Source organism: Nannocystis punicea (assembly GCF_026965555.1).
Classification (GTDB): domain Bacteria; phylum Myxococcota_A; class Polyangia; order Nannocystales; family Nannocystaceae; genus Nannocystis; species Nannocystis punicea.
The window spans coordinates 4,308,028-4,327,059 of sequence record NZ_CP114040.1 but is presented as its reverse complement, the minus strand read 5'-3'; the positions used below and the strand labels follow the sequence as shown (position 1 = coordinate 4,327,059).

The window sequence follows — 19,032 nt, the reverse complement described above, 5'->3', positions numbered from 1 at the left end:
GCGTCACTCCCGGACCACGTTCGCCGGCCGCCGCTCGAGTCGGAAGCGCCGCGGCGTGAACTTGCACCGCCGACCGGTCGAGCCCGCCGCGTGCGGGATGCCCAGCACACGCCCGAAACTGTTGCGGCGGCGCACTCCGGACCGTCATGGCCGAACGCTCACCAGTCCCCGAGGACAGGTGATCCGCCTGGCGCCGCCGGCCGGTCGAGCCCGGCGTCTACGAGATGCACAGCACATGGCCGGACCGTCATGCCCGAACGATTACCAGTCCCCGAGGACAGGTGATCCGCCTGGCGCCGCCGGCCGGTCGAGTCCGCCGCGTGCGGGATGCACAGACGTCCCGGGCCGAGGGCTCCGCCGCGCCCGCCTCGGTCGTTGCGGCTCCCTCCGGACCGTCACGCCCGAAAGGTCACCAGTCCCTGGGGACAGGTGACATGCCACGCGAAGTCGGCCAGGAACTCGCGCCGCTCCGCCGCGCTGCAGGTCGGCACGAACGCCCGCAGCACCCGCGGATCGTAGAAGCGGAAGTAGACCTTGTAGCGATCGAGCTCGACCATGAGGAACTTGCGCAGGTGGCGGCGCACGGCCTCGAACTCGCGCCCGTCGGGCACCGAGAGGAAGATCGACCAGCCGCCGTCGCCGTCGCGCCGCTTGTCGTCGGTATGCCAGGCCTCGACCACCAGGTCGTCCAGGAGCTGCGGGTGCGGCGGCCCGAGCTCGACCAGGTACGGCGCGCCCTCGGCGAGCGCGTCGCCCTGCCAGCCGTCGAACAGCGACCTGTAGCGGGCAGGCGACTCGCGCAGGAGCAGGCGCACCCGCTCGTCGCGCGACGCGTCGGCGACCGCGAACAGGCGGCCGGGCTGGGCCTTGAGCGCCGCGAGGGCCGGCGCGGCCGCGGCCACGCTCTCCGGCGTCGGCGGCGTCTCCGGCGGCGTGTGGCGCTCGATCGCCAGCGCCAGGTCGGACGCGCCGGCGCGGACCCAGCCGCCGTGGCCGCTCCGGCCCTCGCGCACGGGCTGTCCGCCGAGACATGTCGGATCGTTCACCAGCGCCTGGACCGCCGCGACCCGCCCGTCCCACTCGATCTGGAGGTGGATCGGCGCCAGCGCCTGGTCGTGGGCCAGGCACAGGCCGGCCGCCGCGTCGCGCCCGACCGTGATCGCGCCGCCGGCGGCGATCACCGCCTTCCTGCCCTGCTCCGGCCCCCACAGCACCTCGACGACGAGCCGCGGCGCCGACCCGTCGAAGTCCGGCGGGCCGTCGTGAGAGGGGCTCGTGGCAGGGCTCGCGCTCATGGCGAAGGCGGATGAGCCGGCGGCCACAGCGGCAGCTCGGTCTCCTCGTCGAGGAACTCGGGCTCGTCGATCTCGACGCCCGCGCGGTAGCGGATGTCGTCCCACGCCAGCTGCCAGCGGGTCGGCACGTCCTCGTAGACGAAGTCGGTGCGCGCCGCGATCGGCGGGTTCTCGGAGTCGCCGGGGTAGCCCTCGGAGTCGACGCGCTGGGTCTCGACCGAGAGGTCGGGCGCCGGCACGCCCTCGACCAGGTAGTTGGGGCAGCCGTGGGGCACGTCGAGCGGCACCCACACGCCGGTGACGGGCACGTCCTCGTCCGGGTCGATCACGATGCCGTCGGCCCGCGGCATCGGCTCGAGGTGGGCGTGCGGCGGCGCCGGGCGCTGGAGGGCCATCAGCGAGTAGGACCACCCGGCCTCGGCGGTGCGCTGCATCTGCGCCGCCATGTCGATCGCCCGCTCGGCCCAGGCGAACAGGCCGACGCTCGGCCGCTCGCCGTAGTTGTAGCCGAACGGCTCCCAGCGCATGCCGCCGTCGAAGCCCTGGCCGAGCAGCTCGGCGAGGAAGCCGGCCTGGATCAGCGCGTCGTAGGCCCGCGTCTTCTGGTTGCCGAGCAAAAGGCCCGGGACCTGCTCGAGCGCCGCGAGCGGCGGGTACAGCGACTGCAGCGCCTTGCGGGCGAACTGCGTGTGGTCGGGGCCCGACTTGCGGGCCCACTCGTCGAAGCCGGCGATGAACTTCTGCAGCAGCAGCGTGCAGCGCTTGACGTAGGTCAGCGACGAGTATCGGCGCAGGCGATAGAACACCTGCGCGCGGGTCGTCTCGTCGATGGTGAAGTCGGCCGGCGTGACCGGCCGAACGGTCGTCTGGAGCTCGGTCTCGGTCACTACCGCCTCGGTTGCTGCTGCCGCTGCTGCGCCTGCGAACCGCGGACCCCCGCGCCGGTGACACGCGTGACCGCGGTGAAGTTGCCGACTCGCGCCGCGCGCTCGGCCTGCCCGAGCAGGATGGCACGGGTCTGCTCGTTCGGCACGTTGACGCCCATGTGATCGCGCCAGCCGGTCCGGTGCAGCGGGAGCGCCTCGACGCGGGCCAGCGCCCACGCGTTGCTCCGGTGGCGCAGGTCGATCAGCAGCTGCTGCGCGCCGCCGTTCAGCACCTGCCCGTAGGTCGCCTTCGCCGCGTCGGTCTCGACCTGGCTGGCGACCTTGCCCTGCCACACGTAGAGCGAAAAGCCCGGCGGGATCTCGAACTCGATGTAGTGGCCGTCGCGGTTCCACGACTCGAGCACCGCGTAGTCCTCGCGCCAGCGGCGGCCGTTCGGCGGCTTCTCGAGCGACCAGAAGGCGCCGGCGCGGCCGCCCTCGTTCTCGATGATGCGGTAGATCTTCCGCGGGTGCCGCAGCTCCACCGCCTGCAGGTTGCCGCTGAAGGTGCGGATGTTGCGGTAGGGGTTGCTCGCCGGGTTGTGGAAGTTGCCCTGGCGCAGGTCGGGCCACGGGACGCGGTGGCGGTAGTTGGCGATCGTCGACGGCGGGAACGGCAGCTCGTTCGGCCGCGGCAGCCGGCGCTCGCGGATGAGGCCCCGCTCGAACTCCCGCGTCTCGGCGCGCAGGCTCGACGGGATCTCGTGGTACGTCCCGGCGTACATGTGGCGCTGGACCGTGCGCAGCCAGCCGTTCAGGTCGCGCACCGCCTGCGGGATCATGCGGTCGCCGAGCGCCCCCAACTGCTGCATGGCGGCCCGCAGCTCGCGCAGCCGCTCGGTCATGCTGTTCGGCAGGATGAGCCGCCCGCGGCGCATGATCGCGTCGATGGTGGTGGTGACGCGCCCGACCAGCCGGCGGAACTGGCCCTGCAGCTCGGCGGTGTAGCGCGACAGGTCGAGCTCGCGCATGAAGCGGACCGCGTTGCCGGAGCCGACGCGGTTGAGCAGCTCGATCGCCTCGCGCAGCACCGGCGCGGCTTCGGCGGCGTTGCGACCGACGCGCGCGAGCAAGCGACCGACGCCCTTGATCGCGCCGCCCGCCACCGGGATCAGCGCGAACAGGCAGATCACCAGCTCGATCCACTGCATGGTCTCCTGGCGCCGCTCCGGGTGGTCGGCCAGGCGGATGACCACCGCCAGCAGGTCGCGCACCGCGGTGGCGTCGCCGACCAGGGGGATCATGCCGATGATCGCGTCGACGATGATCTGGCTGACCGACTGCTGCTCGTTGAACCCGCCGCGGATGACGCCCCAGATCCACTCACCGACGTCGGTGATGGCGCGCATGTAATCGCCGCCGCTCATCCCCCCTGCCCCTCGCCGAGGACGGCGTCGATGACGGCGTCGGCGTCGCCGTCGCCGAACGACTCCTTGAAGGTCGGGTTCGGCGTCAGGTCCTTGCGCTCCCACTGGCGCACGTCGGGCCCGTAGCGGACCTTGGCGCGCTCGGGCGGCACGCCCTCGATGCGGGCCTGGCCGTTGGCGTCGAGCTTGCCCTTGAGGATGGTGCCGTCGCGCAGCTCGACCTCGTACTCGGCCTCCTGCACCGGCTCGTCGTCGTGGTAGCGGTGGTCGAGGATCAGCGTGGTGTTGCGCTGCTTCTCGCACTCCTCGCAGAACGGCTTGTCGGTGCGGAGCGCCTCGACCTGGGCCGACGAGCCGATGATCACGGTCGGGCAGCCGACGACGATCGTCCCGCCATGGGTGGTCGGGTCGCCGAGGCGCGCGGCCGGCTTGTTGCCGATGAGGACCGACGGCTCGCCGCGGGCGACGCTGTCGGGGCCGGTCGCGCACACCAGCTTGTCGCCCTCGCGCGCCGCCGGCATCATGCCGATGAGCACCGAGGTCTCGCCGACGACCACCGGGCCGCCGACGTGGGTCGGCACCGGGCACACGTGCATGTCAGTGATGCGGGCTGCGGGCGGCATGACATGTCCCTCGGGTCAGATGCCGCCGCTGTCGGCCGGATCGGGTTTGGTCGGATCGACGGGCTTGGCCTCGTCGGGGTCGAGCGGGCCTGCGGCCGTGCCGGTGAGGGCCTGCCCGCCGCTGTTGATCTTGACCAGCGTGCCGACGATGTCGATGCCGCCGGCGTGGATGGTGATGAAGCCGCCGGGGCCGCGGACGGTCAGCCCCTGCGACGCCTCGATCACGACCTTGGACGACTTGTAGTGGACCTCCTTGAGCGCCTCGACCGACAGCAGGCCCGTGACCTTGCGGTGGACGTCGCCCAGGACCTGCTCGTGGTGGCCGCCGCCGATCTTGATCTTGAGGTCGGCCTTGATCTCGAGGCTCTGGCTCTGCATCACCAGCTCGCGGCGGTTGCCCTCGATGATCGTGTCGACGTGGCCGACGCCGTCGATGCCGCCGACGCGGATCCGCAGGTCGCCGCCGACGTGCTCGTTGCGGTTGCGATCGATGCGCCAGTGGTGGTCGCGCCAGATGTTCTCGTGGTAGTCGCCGATCTTGGCCCCGCCGTCGTTGCTGCCGACGGTCAGGTGGCGGTTGTGCAGCACGCTCTCCATCCGGTCGTTCAGGACGCGGATGTCGAGGTTGCGCTGCGCGTGCATGAAGACCTGCTCGATCCCCTTCTGGTCCTCGAAGCGCAGCTCGTTGTAGCCGGCCCCCTGATAGGTGTCCGACTTGATGGTGCTCTTGGTCTTCTGCTCCGGCAGCGGGTACGGCGGCAGGTTGAGGCCGTGGTAGATCCGGCCGACGATCACCGGTCGGTCCGGGTCGCCCTCGATGAAGTCGACCAGCACCTCGTGGCCGATCCGCGGGATGAACATCGCGCCCCACGAGTTGCCGGCCCACAGCTGGCTGACGCGGACCCAGCACGACGAGTCCTCGCTGAACTGGTCGCTGCGGTCCCAGTGGAACTGCACCTTCACCCGCGCGTGCTCGTCGACGTAGATCTCCTCGTTGGGCGGGCCGACCACCGTCGCCGTCTGCACGCCCTTCACCGTCGGCCGCGGCGTCACGCGCGGCGGCCGGTACGGCGTCTTGGCCTCGATGCAGACGAAGCTGTTGTTGTAGAAGAACTCGGTGCTCGCGTCCTGGTCGAGCACCTGCGACTGCTCGCCCTTGTGCTCGACGCGCAGCAGCTTGTAGTCGCCGTCGAAGTCGCCGCGCTGGTGGCCGGCCTGAGAGAAGCTGTAGCCGGGCACGAGGCGCGGGCAGTCGCTCTCGCCGAGGCCGCGGCGGCGATCGTGCTGCATCGCCTCGAGCCGGATCTTCGCCAGCCCTGCCCCCTGGTCGGAGGTGCGGCCGCCGCTCTCCTGGTACTCGCCGGGGAAGTCGTAGACCTCGAGGTCGGTCGCCAGCTGGGCCGTGTCGCCGGCGTCCATCTGCTGGTCGGGCTTGTGCAGGTTGTGGTCGCGCAGCGACGACTTGCCGGTGCGCACGCCCTCGACCAGGCGGAAGCGGGTGATGTGCTCCTGCCCGCGCACGAAGCCGTGCGGCGGGGCCCACCACACCTCCTGCGAGCCCGCGATCGCCGGCGCGCCGGGCTTGTCGCTCATCACCAGCACGTGCTTCTCGGCGGTGTGCTCGAAGTAATAATAGATGCCGTCCTCCTCGAGCAGCCGGCTGACGAAGTCCCAGTCCGACTCGCGGTACTGCACGCAGTAGTCGCGCGGGTTGTACGAGGAGAACAGGTCGAAGCGGAACCAGTCGCGCGGGATCCCGGCCTTCTCGAGCACCTCGCCGACGATCGTCTTCGTCGTCTTGCGCTGGAAGATCCGGCTGTCCTGGCGCCGCGTCAGCCGCCACACCCGCGGCACCAGAGTCACCTCGTAGACGTGGTGCTGGCGCAGCTCGCCGCTGTACTCGGCGCCGCACACCAGGCCGTGGATCTGCCGCGGCGCCTCGATGCCTCCGATCGTCAGCAGCGCCGGCTTGTCGACCAGCGCCGCCAGATCGAGCTCGCCGCCCGCGAGCTCGATGCGCAGCTCGAACAGCGAGGACACTGCCTCGACGCCGGCGAAGCGGACCACCTCGAGCTCGCCCGCGGCGGCGGTGAACGTGAACAGCGCCGCGTTCCCTGTCAGCGCCGAGACCAAGTTGGCGATCAAACCCCTGCCACCCCCCCGACACCTCATCGTAACAGAGGGCCGCAGCGGCGTTGTCGGCCGATGTCGCGCATGCGCCCGCGGAGGGGGCCCCAGCGGCGCGCACGGGCGGCCGCTAGAATGTCCGCATGCGCGTACTCTTCTGCACCGACCCTCTCGTCGATCGCCGCCCCGATCGCGCGTTCGCGCCCGAGGTCGAGGCCGCGGACGAGGTCGGCCTCCCGTGGTCGTGCGTCGACTTCGAGGCGCTGGTCGCCGGCGACGTCGCGGCCGCGCTTCATCGCGTGTCTGCGAAGGACGAGCTCGAGGTCGCGATCTACCGCGGCTGGATGTTGCCGCTCGCGGCCTACGACGCGCTGTTCGCCGGCCTCGGCGCTCGCGGCCTGCAATTGGTCAACGACCCCGCGGCGTATCGCAGCGCGCACCTGCTGCCCGCCGCGCTGCCGCACCTCGGCGAGGACACCCCGCAGACGGTGGTGATGCCGCAGGGGGACCGCCTCGAATGGCCGCAGATCCACGCAGCGCTGGCGCAGTTCGGCGGGCGCGCGCTCGTCGTCAAGGACTACGTCAAGTCGCGCAAGCACGAGTGGAGCGACGCGTGCTTCATCCGCGCCGCCGACGACGTCGCCGAGGTCCGCCGCGTCGTCGGCAACTTCCTCGAGCGCCAGGGGGACGACCTCGTCGGCGGCCTGGTCTTCCGCGCGTACGAGCCGCTCGTGCCGCTCGGCAATCACCCGAAGAGCGACATGCCGCTGCCGCGCGAGTGGCGGCGCTTCATCGCCGACGGGCGCCCGCTCGTCGAGGCGCCCGCGTGGGAGATCGCCGACGCGGTCGCCCCGCCCGAGTTCGCCGAGCTCGCGCGCCGCGTCCCGAGCCGCTTCTTCAGCCTCGACCTCGCGGAGCGGCAGGCCGGCGGCTGGATCGCCGTCGAGCTGGGCGACGGCCAGGTCGCGGGCCTGCCTCCGCGGCTCGATCCGGCCCGGTTCTACCGGGCGCTGGTCGCCTGGGATCCGCGGCCGATCGGCCCGTAGCGCCGCCGAGCTGCCACGCGGCCGTGACCCGCGCGTGGAAATGCGCGCGCAGGATCGCGCCCCATGAAGCTCGCGCGGCCCGTCACATGTCTCTTCGGTCATCTCGCCCTATTCGCCGCGTGCGCCGGCGGCGATGACTCCGACGCCGGCGGCTTCGCCAGCGGCCTGACCAGCGCGACCGCCGGCGTCACCGCGAGCACGGGCGACACCTCGACCGGCGTCGGCGGCAGCGACACGCAGGCGCCGACCGACGGCAGCGGCAGCGCGGGCGAGACCACCGGCGCCGCGCCGACGACCACCGCGAGCAGCGAGGACGGCACGAGCACCGGCGGCGACTCCTCGCCGGCGACCGGCGACGCGACCACGCTGCCGCCGGCGCCCGACCTGCCCGGCATCTTCGAGGTGTGCACCAAGGTCGACGTCCTGCTGGTGGTCGACGCCTCGGCGAGCATGGCCGACGCGCTCGCCTCGCTGCCGGCGACCTTCGCGGAGATCCAGGCCACGCTCGCGCTCGAGGTCGGCGAGGGCATCGACGACTTCCACGTCGCAGTCATCAACGCCTGCCCCAAGCCGCCCAACTTCCACAACTACGGCGCCGGCGACACCGACTGCGAGTTCCCTGCGGGCCGCAACTGGCTCGCCTCCGACGACCCGACGATCGCGCAGAACTTCGCCTGCGTGGTCCAGCTGCCGGACCAGGACGAGGCCCTCGCCGGCAACGGCGGCGACAACGGCGGCTACGAGTCGCTCCCCGACACCTGCAGCGACGACGACGACGAGGACGAGCAGCCGGCGTGGACCGCCGCCAGAGCGCTCGACCCCGGGGTCGCGGTCAACGCCGGCTTCTCGCGCGCCGACTCGGTGCTGTTCGTGGTCGCCATCACCGACGAGGACGAGTCGCTGGTCGACCCCGCGGACGCCGAGGAGATCCACGACGCCATCGTCGCCGCCAAGGGCGACGCCGAGCGCGTGGTGTTCCTCGGCATCGGCGGCGACGACGGCGGCTGCGACAACGCCTACGGCGGCGGCGAGGTCAAGGACTCCGAGGTCCTGCGCGAGGTCGCCGGGACCTTCGGCGCGCGCGGCCTGTACCGCACGATGTGCAAGAAGCGCGGCGACGACCCGATCGGCGACGCCTTCGCCGAGGCCCTGACCACCGTGGTCGACGAGGCCTGCAGCAGCTTCGTCCCCGATTGAAGGACATGTCCGTTTGGACATGTCTCTTCCCGACTTCCTCGCGGCTCGGCCCGCCGGGCTCGGACAGCGCCGACGAAGGCGCCCTGCTCGCCACCTGTCGCAAGAGACATGCGAGTCGAGGGTACCGCCCGGCCGCGCCCGCCGCTCGGTCCGCGGGGCCCTCCCGTCGCTCGCGGCCGCCTGAGCCGCGAAAAAAACGGCCATGTCCTCATGGACATGGCCGTGTGAGCAGGGTCGGCGCGCGCCTCGGCGCCGCGCCCGCTCGACCTCATCGCCGGGCCGGCGGGACCTCCCCCGCCCACGTGATCGCCGGCTGCTTCGCCTTCGCGGCCGGCTTCTTGGCCTGCTTCGGCGGGACCTTCCCGGCCCACGTGATCGCCGGCTGCTCCTTCTTCGCCGGGACCTCGCCCGCCCACGTGATCGCCGGCTGCTCCTTCTTCGCCGGGACCTCGCCCGCCCACGTGATCGCCGGCTTCTTGGCCTGCGTCGGCGGCACCTCGCCCGCCCACGTGATCGCCGGCTTCTGCGGCACCTCGCCCGCCCACGTGATCGCCGGCTGCTTCGCCCTGGTGGGCGCCGCGCCGCTCCCCTTGGTGGCGGGCCGCTCGGCCGCGTCGACGCGCCGGGCCGGCTTCCCGCGGCCGTGCCTGCCCGGGTCCGCCGAGGAGGCCCAGCCGTAGCCGCGGCCGGCCATCAGCGGCGCGGGGCCCTCGGACCCCCACCCGCCGCCTTGCGACGAGAGCGTGAAGCTGCAACCGGTCGCGCTGAAGAGGAGCGCCAACAGGGTCACGATGAACTTTTGCATGGAAACCTCGATGCGCACGGACGCGCGTCGACTCCGCCTATTCAGGCATTCGTCGTTCGCCGCAGATCGGCCTCTGCTCACGGCGGGGCGGCCGCCGGCGCGGGGTGCGACGAATCGCCGAGAATGTCATGACATGTCCCGAAGGACATTTTATTTTCGGCGCCACGGCTCGCCGGCGGGCTCGCGCGACGAGACTGGACACTGCGATCGCCACGGCCGCAGCGGATCGCTGTCGCGTGCCCCCACGTGCTCGCGGCGCGAGGAGGATCGTCCGCTCGACCTGGTCGAGGTGTGGCGTTCGGTCGGCTGTGGATCTGTCCCGGGTGCGAGGCCCTGTTCGAGCGGGCGCTGGCCACGGGCGACCGCAGCGAGGCCGCGCGACACGCGTTCCGCGAGCTCGGGGGCGCCTGGTGCCACCGGTACATGGAAGAATGGCGCGTGCGCCACGAGCTCTCGGTGCGGCGCTCGAACATGAATCTCGACCGCGGCGACTTGCGGTGAGCCCGGCCGACGACGGCGCGCGGCTGTCGTATGTCTCGATGGACATGTCCTCGAAGACATCGTCCTCGCTGCGCCCTGACGGGCCCGAGAAGACCGCTCCTTCGGTCCAGACCGTCGCCACCGGACCATCCTCTCCCGCCCCCGCACCCGACCGTCCTGTCGCCGCGGCCGTCTCTGCGGCGCTCCGCCCAGGGACCCGGCCCCATCCACGGTCCCGCTGGCGGCGGTGACGTCGTCGTCCGCGAGCCCGTCGCGGCCGACGGGTCACGTTCGCCGACGCTGGGAGAATTGCTCGACTGCGTCCGCGACCGGGCCGACAATTCTTGCTTCGTGGAGAACTTCCCCCTGCGCTGATATCCTGCCCGCTCCGTGCCCCGCGTCCTGCTCCTCTGCGCGCTCCTGCTCGCCTGCGCGCGTCAGACGGCGACGGACAAGGCGCCGCCGGCCCCGCCGCCGGCCCCGGTCGTGGTCGATCCGTGCGCCCCGGCACCTGTCCCGGGGGACAGCACCCGCGCGCTCGCCCGGGCCGACCTGCTGCTCCGCTGCGGCGACGACGCGGGGGCCCTGGCGGTCCGCTTCGCCCTGCTGCGCCGCGACGCGACCTCGACCGCGCGCGCCTACGCGCTCGCAGTGCTGGCCCACGAGTCGGGGCGCGTGGGCGACATCGACGCGGCCGTCGCCGAGCTGCCGCTGACGGCCGGGGCGCGCGCCGTCTACCGCCTCACGCGCGACGTGGCGGTCTACCTCGACGCCGTCGCCCGGCGGACCGAAGAGCCGGGCAAGCGCGACGAGCCGATCGACGGGGCCGCGCTGGCGCGCGACGTCGCGGCCGCGCTGGCGGTCACCGCCGACGACCCCTACGCCCTGAGCCTGGCGCTGCGGTTCACCGCGCTGCACGACGCCGACCCGCGCGAGCGGGCCGCGCCGATCTGCCGCGACCGCGCCGATCCGCTGCTCCTGCGCCTGCGCGACCGCGAGGGCGCGGCGGTGCTGGCGGCCGCGTGCGCGCGGATCGCCTTCCTCTCCGGTGAGCCGGGCGACGGCCGGCGCCGCTTCGCCCGCGCGCTCGAGCTGGCGCCTCACGACCACGCCGCCGCGCTCGCGTGGGCCGCCGCCGAGCTCGCGGCCGGCAACCTCGGCGAGGCCGTGCGGCTGTACACGCTGGCGGCCGAGGCACCCTCGCCGCGCCTGCGCTACGCGGCCTTCCTCGGGCTCGGCGTGGCCCAGGTGCGCCGCCACGACCGCCGCGCCGCCGAGGCCGCCTACCGCAGCGCAGTCGCCGAGCGCGGGCTCGACACCGCGGCGCCGGACAAGCTGCCGCCGGAGCTGTCGTTCAACCTCGGCGTCCTGCTGGCCGACACCGCCGAGCCGGCCGCCCGCGCCGAGGCCCGCGCCCTGCTGCGGGCCTACGTCGACGGCCCCCGCGCCGACGAGCGCCGGCGCCTGCGCGCGCGGATCCTCCTGCGCGAGCTCGGCGACTGAGGCTGTCTCGAAGGACAGGTCGCCTGGATCCGACTCCGGCGTCCTGGCTGGCCGGACGCGCGCCTGCTGCGGGCCTGCCTCGAAGGGCGCCGCGCCCGAGCACGCGCGACCTCCTGCGAGCTCGGACGGGCGCTGTCTCGGCGCCGTGTGGCCGAGGCGCCGGCCATGCTGCGGCCGGCATCGACAGGCCCTGCACCCGCGCGAGCTCGGCAAATTCTGATGTCCTTAAGAACATGTTTCAAAGGACATGTCTTAATAAAGATGTCCTCGTAAACATGTCTATTCGAGCATGTTTGAATGGGCAGATGCCCTTCGTTCACCGCCGCTTCGCCGCGCGCGGCTTGGCCTCATGGCTGACGAGCACGCGACCGTCGCTGTCGGGCGTGTACTCGAGCGGCTCCTCGTAGCGGCCGACCAGGCGGCCGAGGCCGTTGCGGCACAGGGCGCTCTGGCCGCCCGGGTCGTGGCCCCACGCGGCCACGTGGTCGAGGCAGCGGGCGTACGCGGTGAACACCGCCTCGCGGCGCTGGGCCGCCAGCTCGCGCATCTGCTGGGCCAGGCCGGCGTCGCCGGCGGCCTCGACGGCGGCCGCGACCTCGTCGAGCAGCGCCAGGTCGGACTCGTAGACCTGGGCCTTGCGGGTCTCGATCAGCGCGGCGGCCTGGTCGCGCCCGCCTGCTGCCCCGGTGGCGCCCTCGTACACCGTGCTCATGCGCTCGACCTCGGCCTTGCGGACCTCGAGCCACGCGCGCGAGCGGGCCGGGTCGAGGCTCTTGGGCGGCTGGCTGGTGAGCGCCGACTCGGCGTCGAGGTCGCCCTGCAGCAGCGCGACCTGGCGGAGGGCGGCCCGCGCCTCCTCGGCGTCGACGGCGATCGGCGCCTCGAGCTTGTCGACCTCGCCGCCGCTGACCTCGGGCAGCAGCTTCTGCGCGCGCTCGAGGTGCTCGCGGCCCCGCGCGTGCGGCTTGGCCACGCGAGCGACCACCCGCGCCGGCGTGCGGTCGCGGCCGAACTCGACGCACAGGCCCTCGGCGCCCTCGACCGGGCACGAGGCCCGCAGCCACGCCTCGGCCGCGTACGCGTGGGCGATCGCCTGCCGCCGCGGCCCGCCCTCCTTGCCGAACCGCTCGATGTACTTCTCGGCCGCCTCCGGGGTCACGCCGGGGCGCATCACCGCCCGGAACTGGATCGCCGCCGCCAGCGTGCGCTCCTCCGGGCGGCCGCGGATCAGCGCGTCCATCTGTCCTTCGGGCAATGTCCCTGCGCGCAGGCTGAGGATCAGCGAGCGGCGGCGGGCGGTCGCCGCGGCGCGGTGCTTGGGGGCGCGCGCGACCAGGTCGAGGTAGCGGTCGCGGGCCTGCTCGTCGTTCAAGATCCGCTCGTGCAGCCGGGCCAGCCGCAGCACCGCGTCGGGGGCGCGCGCGTCCTCGCGGTGGACGTCGGCCATGCGCTCGAGCCAGTCGATCGCCTTCTGCGTCATGCCGGCGCGCTCGTAGCAGCGGCCCGCGCCGTCGGCCGCCTCGGCCGCGGCGTCGAGGTCGGCGCCGAGGTCGGCGTACAGCGCCTCGAAGGCCTCGCCGCAGCGGGCGTCGTCGCCGATGGCCTCCGACTCCTCGGCCTGGGCCCACAGCGCCGCGCGCCGCAGGGCGGCGATCTGGGCCGACTGCGGCCCGCCTGCGGCCTCGACCTCGGTCGCGGCGGCGACCAATGCGACGCGGGCCGCCGAGCGCTCGCCGGCGCTGGCCGCCTCCATCCAGCGCGCCAGCAGGAGGCCGACCAGCAGCGCCCGCGCCTGCTCGCGCGCCGGCCCGGTGACCGCGCGCAGGCCGGCCTCGGCCTCGTCCCAGCGGCGGTACAGCATCAGCAGCTGGGCCCGCTCGACGGCGACCTGCCCGGCCTCGGGCGTGTTCTGCAGGCCCGGCTCGGCCAGGAAGGCGTCGTAGGCGGCCAGCCACTCGCGGTCGCCGGCGGTCAGCTCGCCGGGGGCGACGCGCGGGACCGGGTCGGTGCAGCGGCCGCGCGGGTCCGGGAGACATGTCTGTTCAGACATGTCCCAAGGGCGGGGTTCACCCTCGCGCACGCGGCGGACCGCGTCGAGCTGGGCGCGGGCCGAGCGGGCGGCCTGCTCGGCCGGCAGGCCGCCGGCGAGGGCGGCGCGGTGGTGGGCGTGGGCCTCGCGCAGCGCGTCGTCGGTCAGGGTGCGCTCGCCGATCTCGAGCGTCAGCCGCTCGGCGCGGGCCCACTCGAGCTTGCCCATCGCGTGGTGCAAGAGCGGCGACTCGGCGGCCGCGGGGAAGTGCTGGCGCAGCGCCGCGTAGGCCTGGCGGGCCAGCGCGTGGCTCTGCGACCCGCCCGACTCGGCGCCCTGCTCGGCCCAGCGCAGCGTCACCGTCGTCAGCGCCTCGCGCGTCGCCTCCGCGCAGCGCTCGCCGTCGGGCCGGCCGCGCGTGGCCACGTGGGCCTGCACGAGCAGCTCGATCTCCTCCCACAGGTAGCGGTCGGCCAGGCGCACCAGCCCGTCCTGGACCGCGCTCGCCTGCTCGTCGCAGGCGGCCACCGCCGACGCCCCGGATGTCTCTGCGGACATGTTCTGAGGGGCACGTGGGGCCGCGGTCGTCGGCGCCCGCGGGGCGCAGCTCACCGCCGCCAGCAGGGCCAGCGCCAACCGGCGCTCACGCCTTGCCATAGCAGTACTTCCGCTTGGGCCGGCCCTTCTTGGCCGCCTCCGCCGCCTCGGCGCCCTCCTCCCACGAGATCGCGTTGTACTCGCAGTCGCGCAGGGTCCTGGCGCACTCGGTCTTCTTGAGGCTGGGGTTGTTGTAGCACCACTCCTTGAACTGCTGCGCCTCGCCGCCGCCGGAGCGCAGCCAGCGGGTCACGCCCTCCTGGGCCTTGAACGGCGCGCGGACCAGCAGCACCCCGAGAGCGGGCGCCGACAGGGTCGCCTCGACGTCGTCGAGCGTCGCGATCGCGGCGGCCTTGCGGTCGACGCCGTCGACCCCGACCTCGTAGGCGGCCCACAGGCCGTTGGGCGCGCTGACGCGGACCAGCTCGCCGATCGTGCGCCGCTGCGAGTCGATCGCCTGCGCCAGCTGGTCGAGCGGCTCCTTCCACGCGTTCGCGGCCGGGCCGACCAGGCCGAGGCCCTCCGAGCCGAGCTCGAGCTGGGCCGCCTCGGCCGGGACCACCGGCGCCAGCAGCTGGTACAGCGCGGCGAGGTCGACGTGCTGGGTCTTCATCAGCGCCACGCCGGCCTGGCCGACCGCGGGCGGGATCGGCGGCGCCGGCGTCGGGATGTGCACGGCCTCGGGCGCGTCGGGCACGGCGGTCGCGGGCGGCGGCCGCGGCAGGTCGCCGGGGTCCGGCTCGTCGCCTGTCATTCCGGACATGTACACAAGGCCAGCCAGCAGCGGGGCCGCGAGCCCGAGCGTGTAGAGGCCGTAGCGCGGGCGCGTCTTGTCGGCGCGCATGGCCGCGTCGAGGTCGGCGAGCAGCTGCGCCAGGCTCGGGTAGCGGGCGTCGGGGTCGGGCTGCAGGCCGCGGCGCAGCACGTGCCACACCGCCGGCGGCACCGGCGAGCGCCGCGGCGGCGCGATCATCCGCCCGTCGATCACCGCCATCGACAGCTCGCTGTAGCTCTCGCCGCGGAACGGCCGCAAACCGTACAGCGCCTCGTAGGTGGCGACGCAGAACGAGAACTGGTCGGAGCGGGCCGAGCTCGGGCGCGCCAGGTGCTGCTCCGGGGCCATGTAGGCCGGCGTGCCCACGGTCATGCCCGTCAGCGTCAGCGACTGCAGCAGCGCCTCGTGCCCGGGCCTCAGGGCCAGCGCCGGCGCCGGCGCCGTCGGCAGCGACGCGGCGTCGAGGGCCGGGCGGGCCAGGCCGAAGTCGAGGACGTGGGCGCGGCCCTCGACGCCGACGAGCACGTTGTCGGGCTTGAAGTCGCGGTGGACCAGGCCGGCCGTGTGCGCGGCGACCAGGCCCTCGCCGGCCATCAGCATGATCGCGAGGATCTCTCGCCACGTGCGCGTCGACTGGCGCAGCCAGCCCTTGAGCGTGAAGCCGGCGATCAGCTCCATGGCGATGAACACCCGGCCGTTCACCTCGCCGGCGTCGAACACCGTGACGACGTTGGGGTGGCGGATCTTGGCGGCCGCCTGGGCCTCGCGCAGCATCCGGCTGCGGCCCTCGCTCCCGCCCTCGGCGCCCGCGAGCAGCAGCTTGAGCGCGATCTCGCGGTCGAGCTGCGGGTCGTAGGCGCGGTAGACCACACCCATGCCGCCGGCCCCGATCCGGCCGGTGATCTTGTAGCGGCCGACCTCGGCGCCGATCGGCAGCTCGGGCGCGTCCGACGGCTGCCGCGGCGTGGCGTCGCCGAGCAGCGTCGGGGCGTTGGCGAGCGAGGCCCCCGGCGGCGGCGTCCGCTGGCGCGTCGCCGTGTCTTCGAGGGCGCTCGCCTGAATCTCGCGTCCTTCCACGCCCCAGCAATGTTGCCGGCAACGCCGTCCGGCGACAACGCCCGCGCGCGCGCCTGCGCGGCGCCGCTCTCCGCGCATGGATCGGCGCCCGGCGGGCCCGGAGGCGCCGCAGCGGCCGAAACCGACCCAAGGCGCGCAAGGTCCGCGGTGCGCCCTATAGTGCCGGCACGATGCACTTTCGCCCGGCCACGAGCTCCGACGTCCCCGCGATCCTCGACATGATGGAGGACTTCAACCGCCTGGAGCACATCCCCTGGCGGCGCGGTCCGGGCGAGGCGCCGCTGCGCACGTTGATCGGCTCGCCCGCGCTCGGCACCGTCGTCCTCGGCCTCGACGGCGACAACCCGCTCGGCTACTTCATCCTCACCTGGGGCTTCGACCTCGAGTGGGGCGGCCGCGACGCCTTCCTCACCGAGCTCTATCTCCGCGCCGAAGTCCGCGGCGCCGGCCGGGGCCGCCTGTTCCTCGACGCCGCCCTCGCCTCCGCCCGCGCCCACGGAGCCCGCGCGGTCCACCTGATGGTCCGCACCGACAACACCCCCGCGATCGAGCTCTACCGCCGCTCCGGCTTCACCGCGCCCCCGCGGGTGCTGATGACGCGGCCGCTCGATTGAACATGCCCTGAAAATTATGTCCTATCGGTCATGTCCTCGAGGACATGTCTTCATAGACATGCCTTGAACACTTCGCCCCGAGTGCTCGCCTGTCCTCCTGGACATCTCAAGATCGAGCGTCTCGGCGCACAGGCGAGTCCTCCGGCGCTTCTCTGTCCTGCGGGACACACCGCGTCCGCAGACCTCCGAGCCCCTTCCGCTCCATCGAGTGCCCTACGAGAACCTGTCCTTCGGGACATAACTCGCCCGCGGCCCCCGAGTCCCATCCGGTTCTGTCGAGCGGAAGGCGCTCGCCTGTCCTTCGGGACAGTGCAACCGCTGCCCCATCAAGCGCCGAGCGGTCGGGCGTTCGCCAGCCTTCGAGCCTCGACGCCTCCGCGCGCCGCTGACGATCGCATGCTCTGACGAGGCACGAACGCGCCCGCGAGCGACACGAGCGCGGCCGCCTCACTTCTTCGCGCCGACGTTCTTGCGCTGGAGCTCGATCGCCTCGACGTCGCCGACCGCCTCGGCCTCGGCCAGCAGCCACTGGAACATCGGGCCCGACAGGCCGTACTCCTTGCGGTCGTTCCACAGCCACACCGCGTAGCCGCACACGTCGCGGTGGACCTGCGGGAACATCAGGTAGCGCAGCGCCATCCCGCCGAGCAGGACCGCCTCTTCGTAGCGGCGGCGGAACTGGTTCCACGCCCGCGACTCCTCGGCCGGCGGCAGGCGGCGGTCGGCGGCAGTGCGCGCGCGCAGCTCCTCCGACCCGGCCTCGACCCCGCCGAGCAGCTCTGCCCGCAGCTCGGCGGCCGCCAGCGTCGCCGTCGGCACCTCGGCCTCGAAGCTGTCGAGCGGCAGCTTGGCCGCCCGCGCCAGCGCGGCCAGCTCGCCCGCGACGACCCGGCGGATCGGCGCCAGCGCCTCCTCGGCGCGCATCTGGGCCGTGAGCACCGCGACCCGCTGACGCATGCGTCGCTCCGCGGGCGCCCACGCGGCCTCCCACGCGCGGCAGAGCTCCTGCATCCGCGTGGCCGACAGCCGCTGCTCGAGCTCCGTCGCCGGCTGCCCGGCGGTCTTCGGCCGCAGCGCCAGCCAGGTCGCGTGCAGCGCCTGCGCGTGGGCCACCGGATCGTCGGCGTGGGTCGCGGGATCGATCAGCGGCGCCGTCGCGGGCGGCGACGCGGGCGGCGGCGGCTTGCGCTGGTGCAGCACCCGCGGCGCCGCCCGGGCCTGGTCGAGCAAGGGTCGCATGGCCTTTCGGCCAGGTGCCGAGAGCCAGGAGACCCACAGGCCGAAGTCGGTCGGGTTCGGCTCGCCGGCCAGCGCCTCGCCGCGGATCCGCGCCGCAGCGCGCGCGAGGAAGCGGGTGTACGCGGTCGCCTGCCCCGGCTGCACGCCGCGGCGCATCACGGTGATCCAGTCGCCGCGCGCCGCCGCGTCGGCCACCAGCCAGTCGTTGGCGGCCCGTCGCGCGGCCCGGGGCGCGAAGTCGGGGTCGAAGCCGTCGACGCCGACGAGGATGTCGCGCGCGCCGTCCCGGTCGCCGCGGCTGGCCGCGAGCAGGCCGGTCGCGACCACCCCGCCGACCCCGCTCCTGGCCCGCGCCTGGATCTTGCCTTCGAGCCAGGTCGCCAGCGCCGCGTCGTGCGGGCGGTGCAGCAGCGCCAGCGCGGCGGCGACGACCTGGGCGCCCCCGGGCTCGCGCTCCCAGCTCGCGCGGGCCAGCAGCGCCAGCCAGTAGCTCGGTCGCACCAGCCCCGCCGCGACCACCGTGCGCCGCAGGGCCGGCCAGACGACCCCGCCGACCAGGTCGAGCAGCGCCAGCATCCACCCGCCGAGCGCGATGAGAAGGATCAGGACGCCGAGCACGCTGCCGATCGCGTAGGCCTGGGCGACGAAGTCGGGCCCGCCGAGCACGATCCACAGCGCGAGCAGCACGAACGCCGGCCACGGCCCGGGACGACGCGGGCGCCTCCGCGACGCGGAGCCGCGGCCGCGAGCGGCGGCAGCTGCCCTCCCGCGCATGTGCGAACGGGCATGCCCGTCAGAGCATGCGCTGAAAGCCATGTCCGGACGGACATGTCCATTCGCACATCCATGCTCCGCGGCCCCGTCGAGCGAGCGCCGCGGGCTCGCGCTCGCGGCCTCGCACCTCGGCGTCCGCTCCCTCCCGGCCCGACTCATGACCGCCTCCACCCGAGCGCCGCGAACGCGCCGGCGAACGGGGCCGGACCGGGGCCCTTCGTCTCGGGGATCGGCGGCGGCTTCGGCGGCGCCGCGGGCGGCGGCAGGCTGGCCCAGAACTCGTGCGCCAGCCGCTTCTCGTGGTCGCGCAGGGCGGCCATGGCCGCCCGGACCTTGTCCTCGGTGCGCGGGCGCGGCCCGAGCGGGCTCATGTACGTCGCGGCCGACTTCAGCTTGAGCCCGAGCATCCCGAGCAGCTTCTGGCCCTCGCGCTCGATGTCGATCCGGCTGCAGTCCGGCCGCAGGCCGAGCACGTAGAACGGGTTGTCGGCCAAGGCTTCGAAGTCGTCTGGCTTTTGCGACATGTTATTCCCGACAGGTCCCTGGGGACATGGACGA

The 19,032-nt window shown here is 73.7% G+C and carries 15 protein-coding genes; 5 read left to right on the top strand and 10 right to left on the bottom strand.

Going from position 1 to position 19,032, the window contains the following annotated elements:
* Positions 1-395 precede the first annotated feature (395 nt).
* The 5 genes from O0S08_RS16655 to O0S08_RS16635 are packed head-to-tail and all read right to left on the bottom strand — an operon-like array spanning position 396 to position 6,344.
* Positions 396-1,295 (bottom strand): DUF4123 domain-containing protein, encoded by a 900-nt coding sequence (locus O0S08_RS16655; protein ID WP_269040142.1) that lies wholly within the window; start codon positions 1,293-1,295, stop codon positions 396-398.
* Entirely contained in the window at positions 1,292-2,182 is an 891-nt protein-coding gene (locus O0S08_RS16650; protein WP_269040141.1) for an Imm72 family immunity protein, read from the bottom strand. The genes O0S08_RS16655 and O0S08_RS16650 overlap by 4 nt, the downstream gene beginning before the upstream one ends.
* Complete coding sequence (locus tag O0S08_RS16645; protein WP_269040140.1) at positions 2,182-3,588, bottom strand: hypothetical protein; 1,407 nt, start codon at positions 3,586-3,588, stop codon at positions 2,182-2,184. Before O0S08_RS16645 ends, O0S08_RS16650 begins: the two co-directional genes overlap by 1 nt.
* Positions 3,585-4,211 carry a PAAR domain-containing protein gene (locus tag O0S08_RS16640; RefSeq protein WP_269040139.1) on the bottom strand — a complete coding sequence of 209 codons (627 nt, stop codon included), beginning with the start codon at positions 4,209-4,211 and terminating at the stop codon, positions 3,585-3,587. The genes O0S08_RS16645 and O0S08_RS16640 overlap by 4 nt, the downstream gene beginning before the upstream one ends.
* A gap of 15 nt (positions 4,212-4,226) precedes the next feature.
* On the bottom strand, positions 4,227-6,344 hold the full coding sequence (locus tag O0S08_RS16635; protein ID WP_269040138.1) for a type VI secretion system Vgr family protein: 2,118 nt from the start codon (positions 6,342-6,344) through the stop codon (positions 4,227-4,229).
* 137 nt (positions 6,345-6,481) lie between these two features.
* Between O0S08_RS16635 and O0S08_RS16630 the strand changes: the two genes are divergently transcribed.
* Complete coding sequence (locus O0S08_RS16630) at positions 6,482-7,384, top strand: ATP-grasp domain-containing protein (protein ID WP_269040137.1); 903 nt, start codon at positions 6,482-6,484, stop codon at positions 7,382-7,384.
* 63 nt (positions 7,385-7,447) lie between these two features.
* Entirely contained in the window at positions 7,448-8,581 is a 1,134-nt protein-coding gene (locus tag O0S08_RS16625) for a hypothetical protein (protein WP_269040136.1), read from the top strand.
* Positions 8,582-8,849: 268 nt separating this feature from the next.
* Here O0S08_RS16625 and O0S08_RS16620 read toward each other — a convergent pair whose 3' ends face one another.
* Complete coding sequence (locus O0S08_RS16620) at positions 8,850-9,386, bottom strand: hypothetical protein (protein ID WP_269040135.1); 537 nt, start codon at positions 9,384-9,386, stop codon at positions 8,850-8,852.
* 291 nt (positions 9,387-9,677) lie between these two features.
* On the opposite strand from O0S08_RS16620, the gene O0S08_RS16615 reads away from it, so the two are divergent.
* Positions 9,678-9,887, top strand: a complete 210-nt coding sequence (locus O0S08_RS16615; protein ID WP_269040134.1) for a hypothetical protein — start codon at positions 9,678-9,680, stop codon at positions 9,885-9,887.
* Positions 9,888-10,256: 369 nt separating this feature from the next.
* Complete coding sequence (locus O0S08_RS16610) at positions 10,257-11,369, top strand: hypothetical protein (protein WP_269040133.1); 1,113 nt, start codon at positions 10,257-10,259, stop codon at positions 11,367-11,369.
* Positions 11,370-11,685: 316 nt separating this feature from the next.
* Here the strand turns inward: O0S08_RS16610 and O0S08_RS16605 are convergent, their stop codons facing one another.
* Positions 11,686-13,956: a hypothetical protein gene (locus O0S08_RS16605; protein ID WP_269040132.1), complete on the bottom strand. Its 2,271-nt coding sequence runs from the start codon at positions 13,954-13,956 to the stop codon at positions 11,686-11,688.
* Between the two features lie 85 nt (positions 13,957-14,041).
* Positions 14,042-15,847: a serine/threonine-protein kinase gene (locus tag O0S08_RS16600; protein WP_269040131.1), complete on the bottom strand. Its 1,806-nt coding sequence runs from the start codon at positions 15,845-15,847 to the stop codon at positions 14,042-14,044.
* Positions 15,848-16,017: 170 nt separating this feature from the next.
* Here O0S08_RS16600 and O0S08_RS16595 point away from each other — a divergent pair, with 170 nt between their 5' ends.
* Positions 16,018-16,461 carry a GNAT family N-acetyltransferase gene (locus O0S08_RS16595; RefSeq protein ID WP_269040130.1) on the top strand — a complete coding sequence of 148 codons (444 nt, stop codon included), beginning with the start codon at positions 16,018-16,020 and terminating at the stop codon, positions 16,459-16,461.
* A gap of 447 nt (positions 16,462-16,908) precedes the next feature.
* Here O0S08_RS16595 and O0S08_RS16590 read toward each other — a convergent pair whose 3' ends face one another.
* Both O0S08_RS16590 and O0S08_RS16585 read right to left on the bottom strand, forming a co-directional pair.
* Entirely contained in the window at positions 16,909-18,387 is a 1,479-nt protein-coding gene (locus O0S08_RS16590) for a hypothetical protein (RefSeq protein WP_269040129.1), read from the bottom strand.
* Between the two features lie 242 nt (positions 18,388-18,629).
* Complete coding sequence (locus tag O0S08_RS16585; RefSeq protein ID WP_269040128.1) at positions 18,630-18,998, bottom strand: hypothetical protein; 369 nt, start codon at positions 18,996-18,998, stop codon at positions 18,630-18,632.
* Positions 18,999-19,032 lie beyond the last annotated feature (34 nt).

What these genes read in the sequence shown, in the direction of transcription:
- O0S08_RS16655 (WP_269040142.1), bottom strand. Translation starts at nt 1,295, where the DNA reads ATGAGCGCGAGCCCTGCCACGAGCCCCTCTCACGACGGCCCGCCGGAC.
- O0S08_RS16645 (WP_269040140.1), bottom strand. Translation starts at nt 3,588, where the DNA reads ATGAGCGGCGGCGATTACATGCGCGCCATCACCGACGTCGGTGAGTGG.
- O0S08_RS16640 (WP_269040139.1), bottom strand. Translation starts at nt 4,211, where the DNA reads ATGCCGCCCGCAGCCCGCATCACTGACATGCACGTGTGCCCGGTGCCG.
- O0S08_RS16630 (WP_269040137.1), top strand. Translation starts at nt 6,482, where the DNA reads ATGCGCGTACTCTTCTGCACCGACCCTCTCGTCGATCGCCGCCCCGAT.
- O0S08_RS16625 (WP_269040136.1), top strand. Translation starts at nt 7,448, where the DNA reads ATGAAGCTCGCGCGGCCCGTCACATGTCTCTTCGGTCATCTCGCCCTA.
- O0S08_RS16620 (WP_269040135.1), bottom strand. Translation starts at nt 9,386, where the DNA reads ATGCAAAAGTTCATCGTGACCCTGTTGGCGCTCCTCTTCAGCGCGACC.
- O0S08_RS16605 (WP_269040132.1), bottom strand. Translation starts at nt 13,956, where the DNA reads ATGTCCGCAGAGACATCCGGGGCGTCGGCGGTGGCCGCCTGCGACGAG.
- O0S08_RS16595 (WP_269040130.1), top strand. Translation starts at nt 16,018, where the DNA reads ATGCACTTTCGCCCGGCCACGAGCTCCGACGTCCCCGCGATCCTCGAC.
- O0S08_RS16585 (WP_269040128.1), bottom strand. Translation starts at nt 18,998, where the DNA reads ATGTCGCAAAAGCCAGACGACTTCGAAGCCTTGGCCGACAACCCGTTC.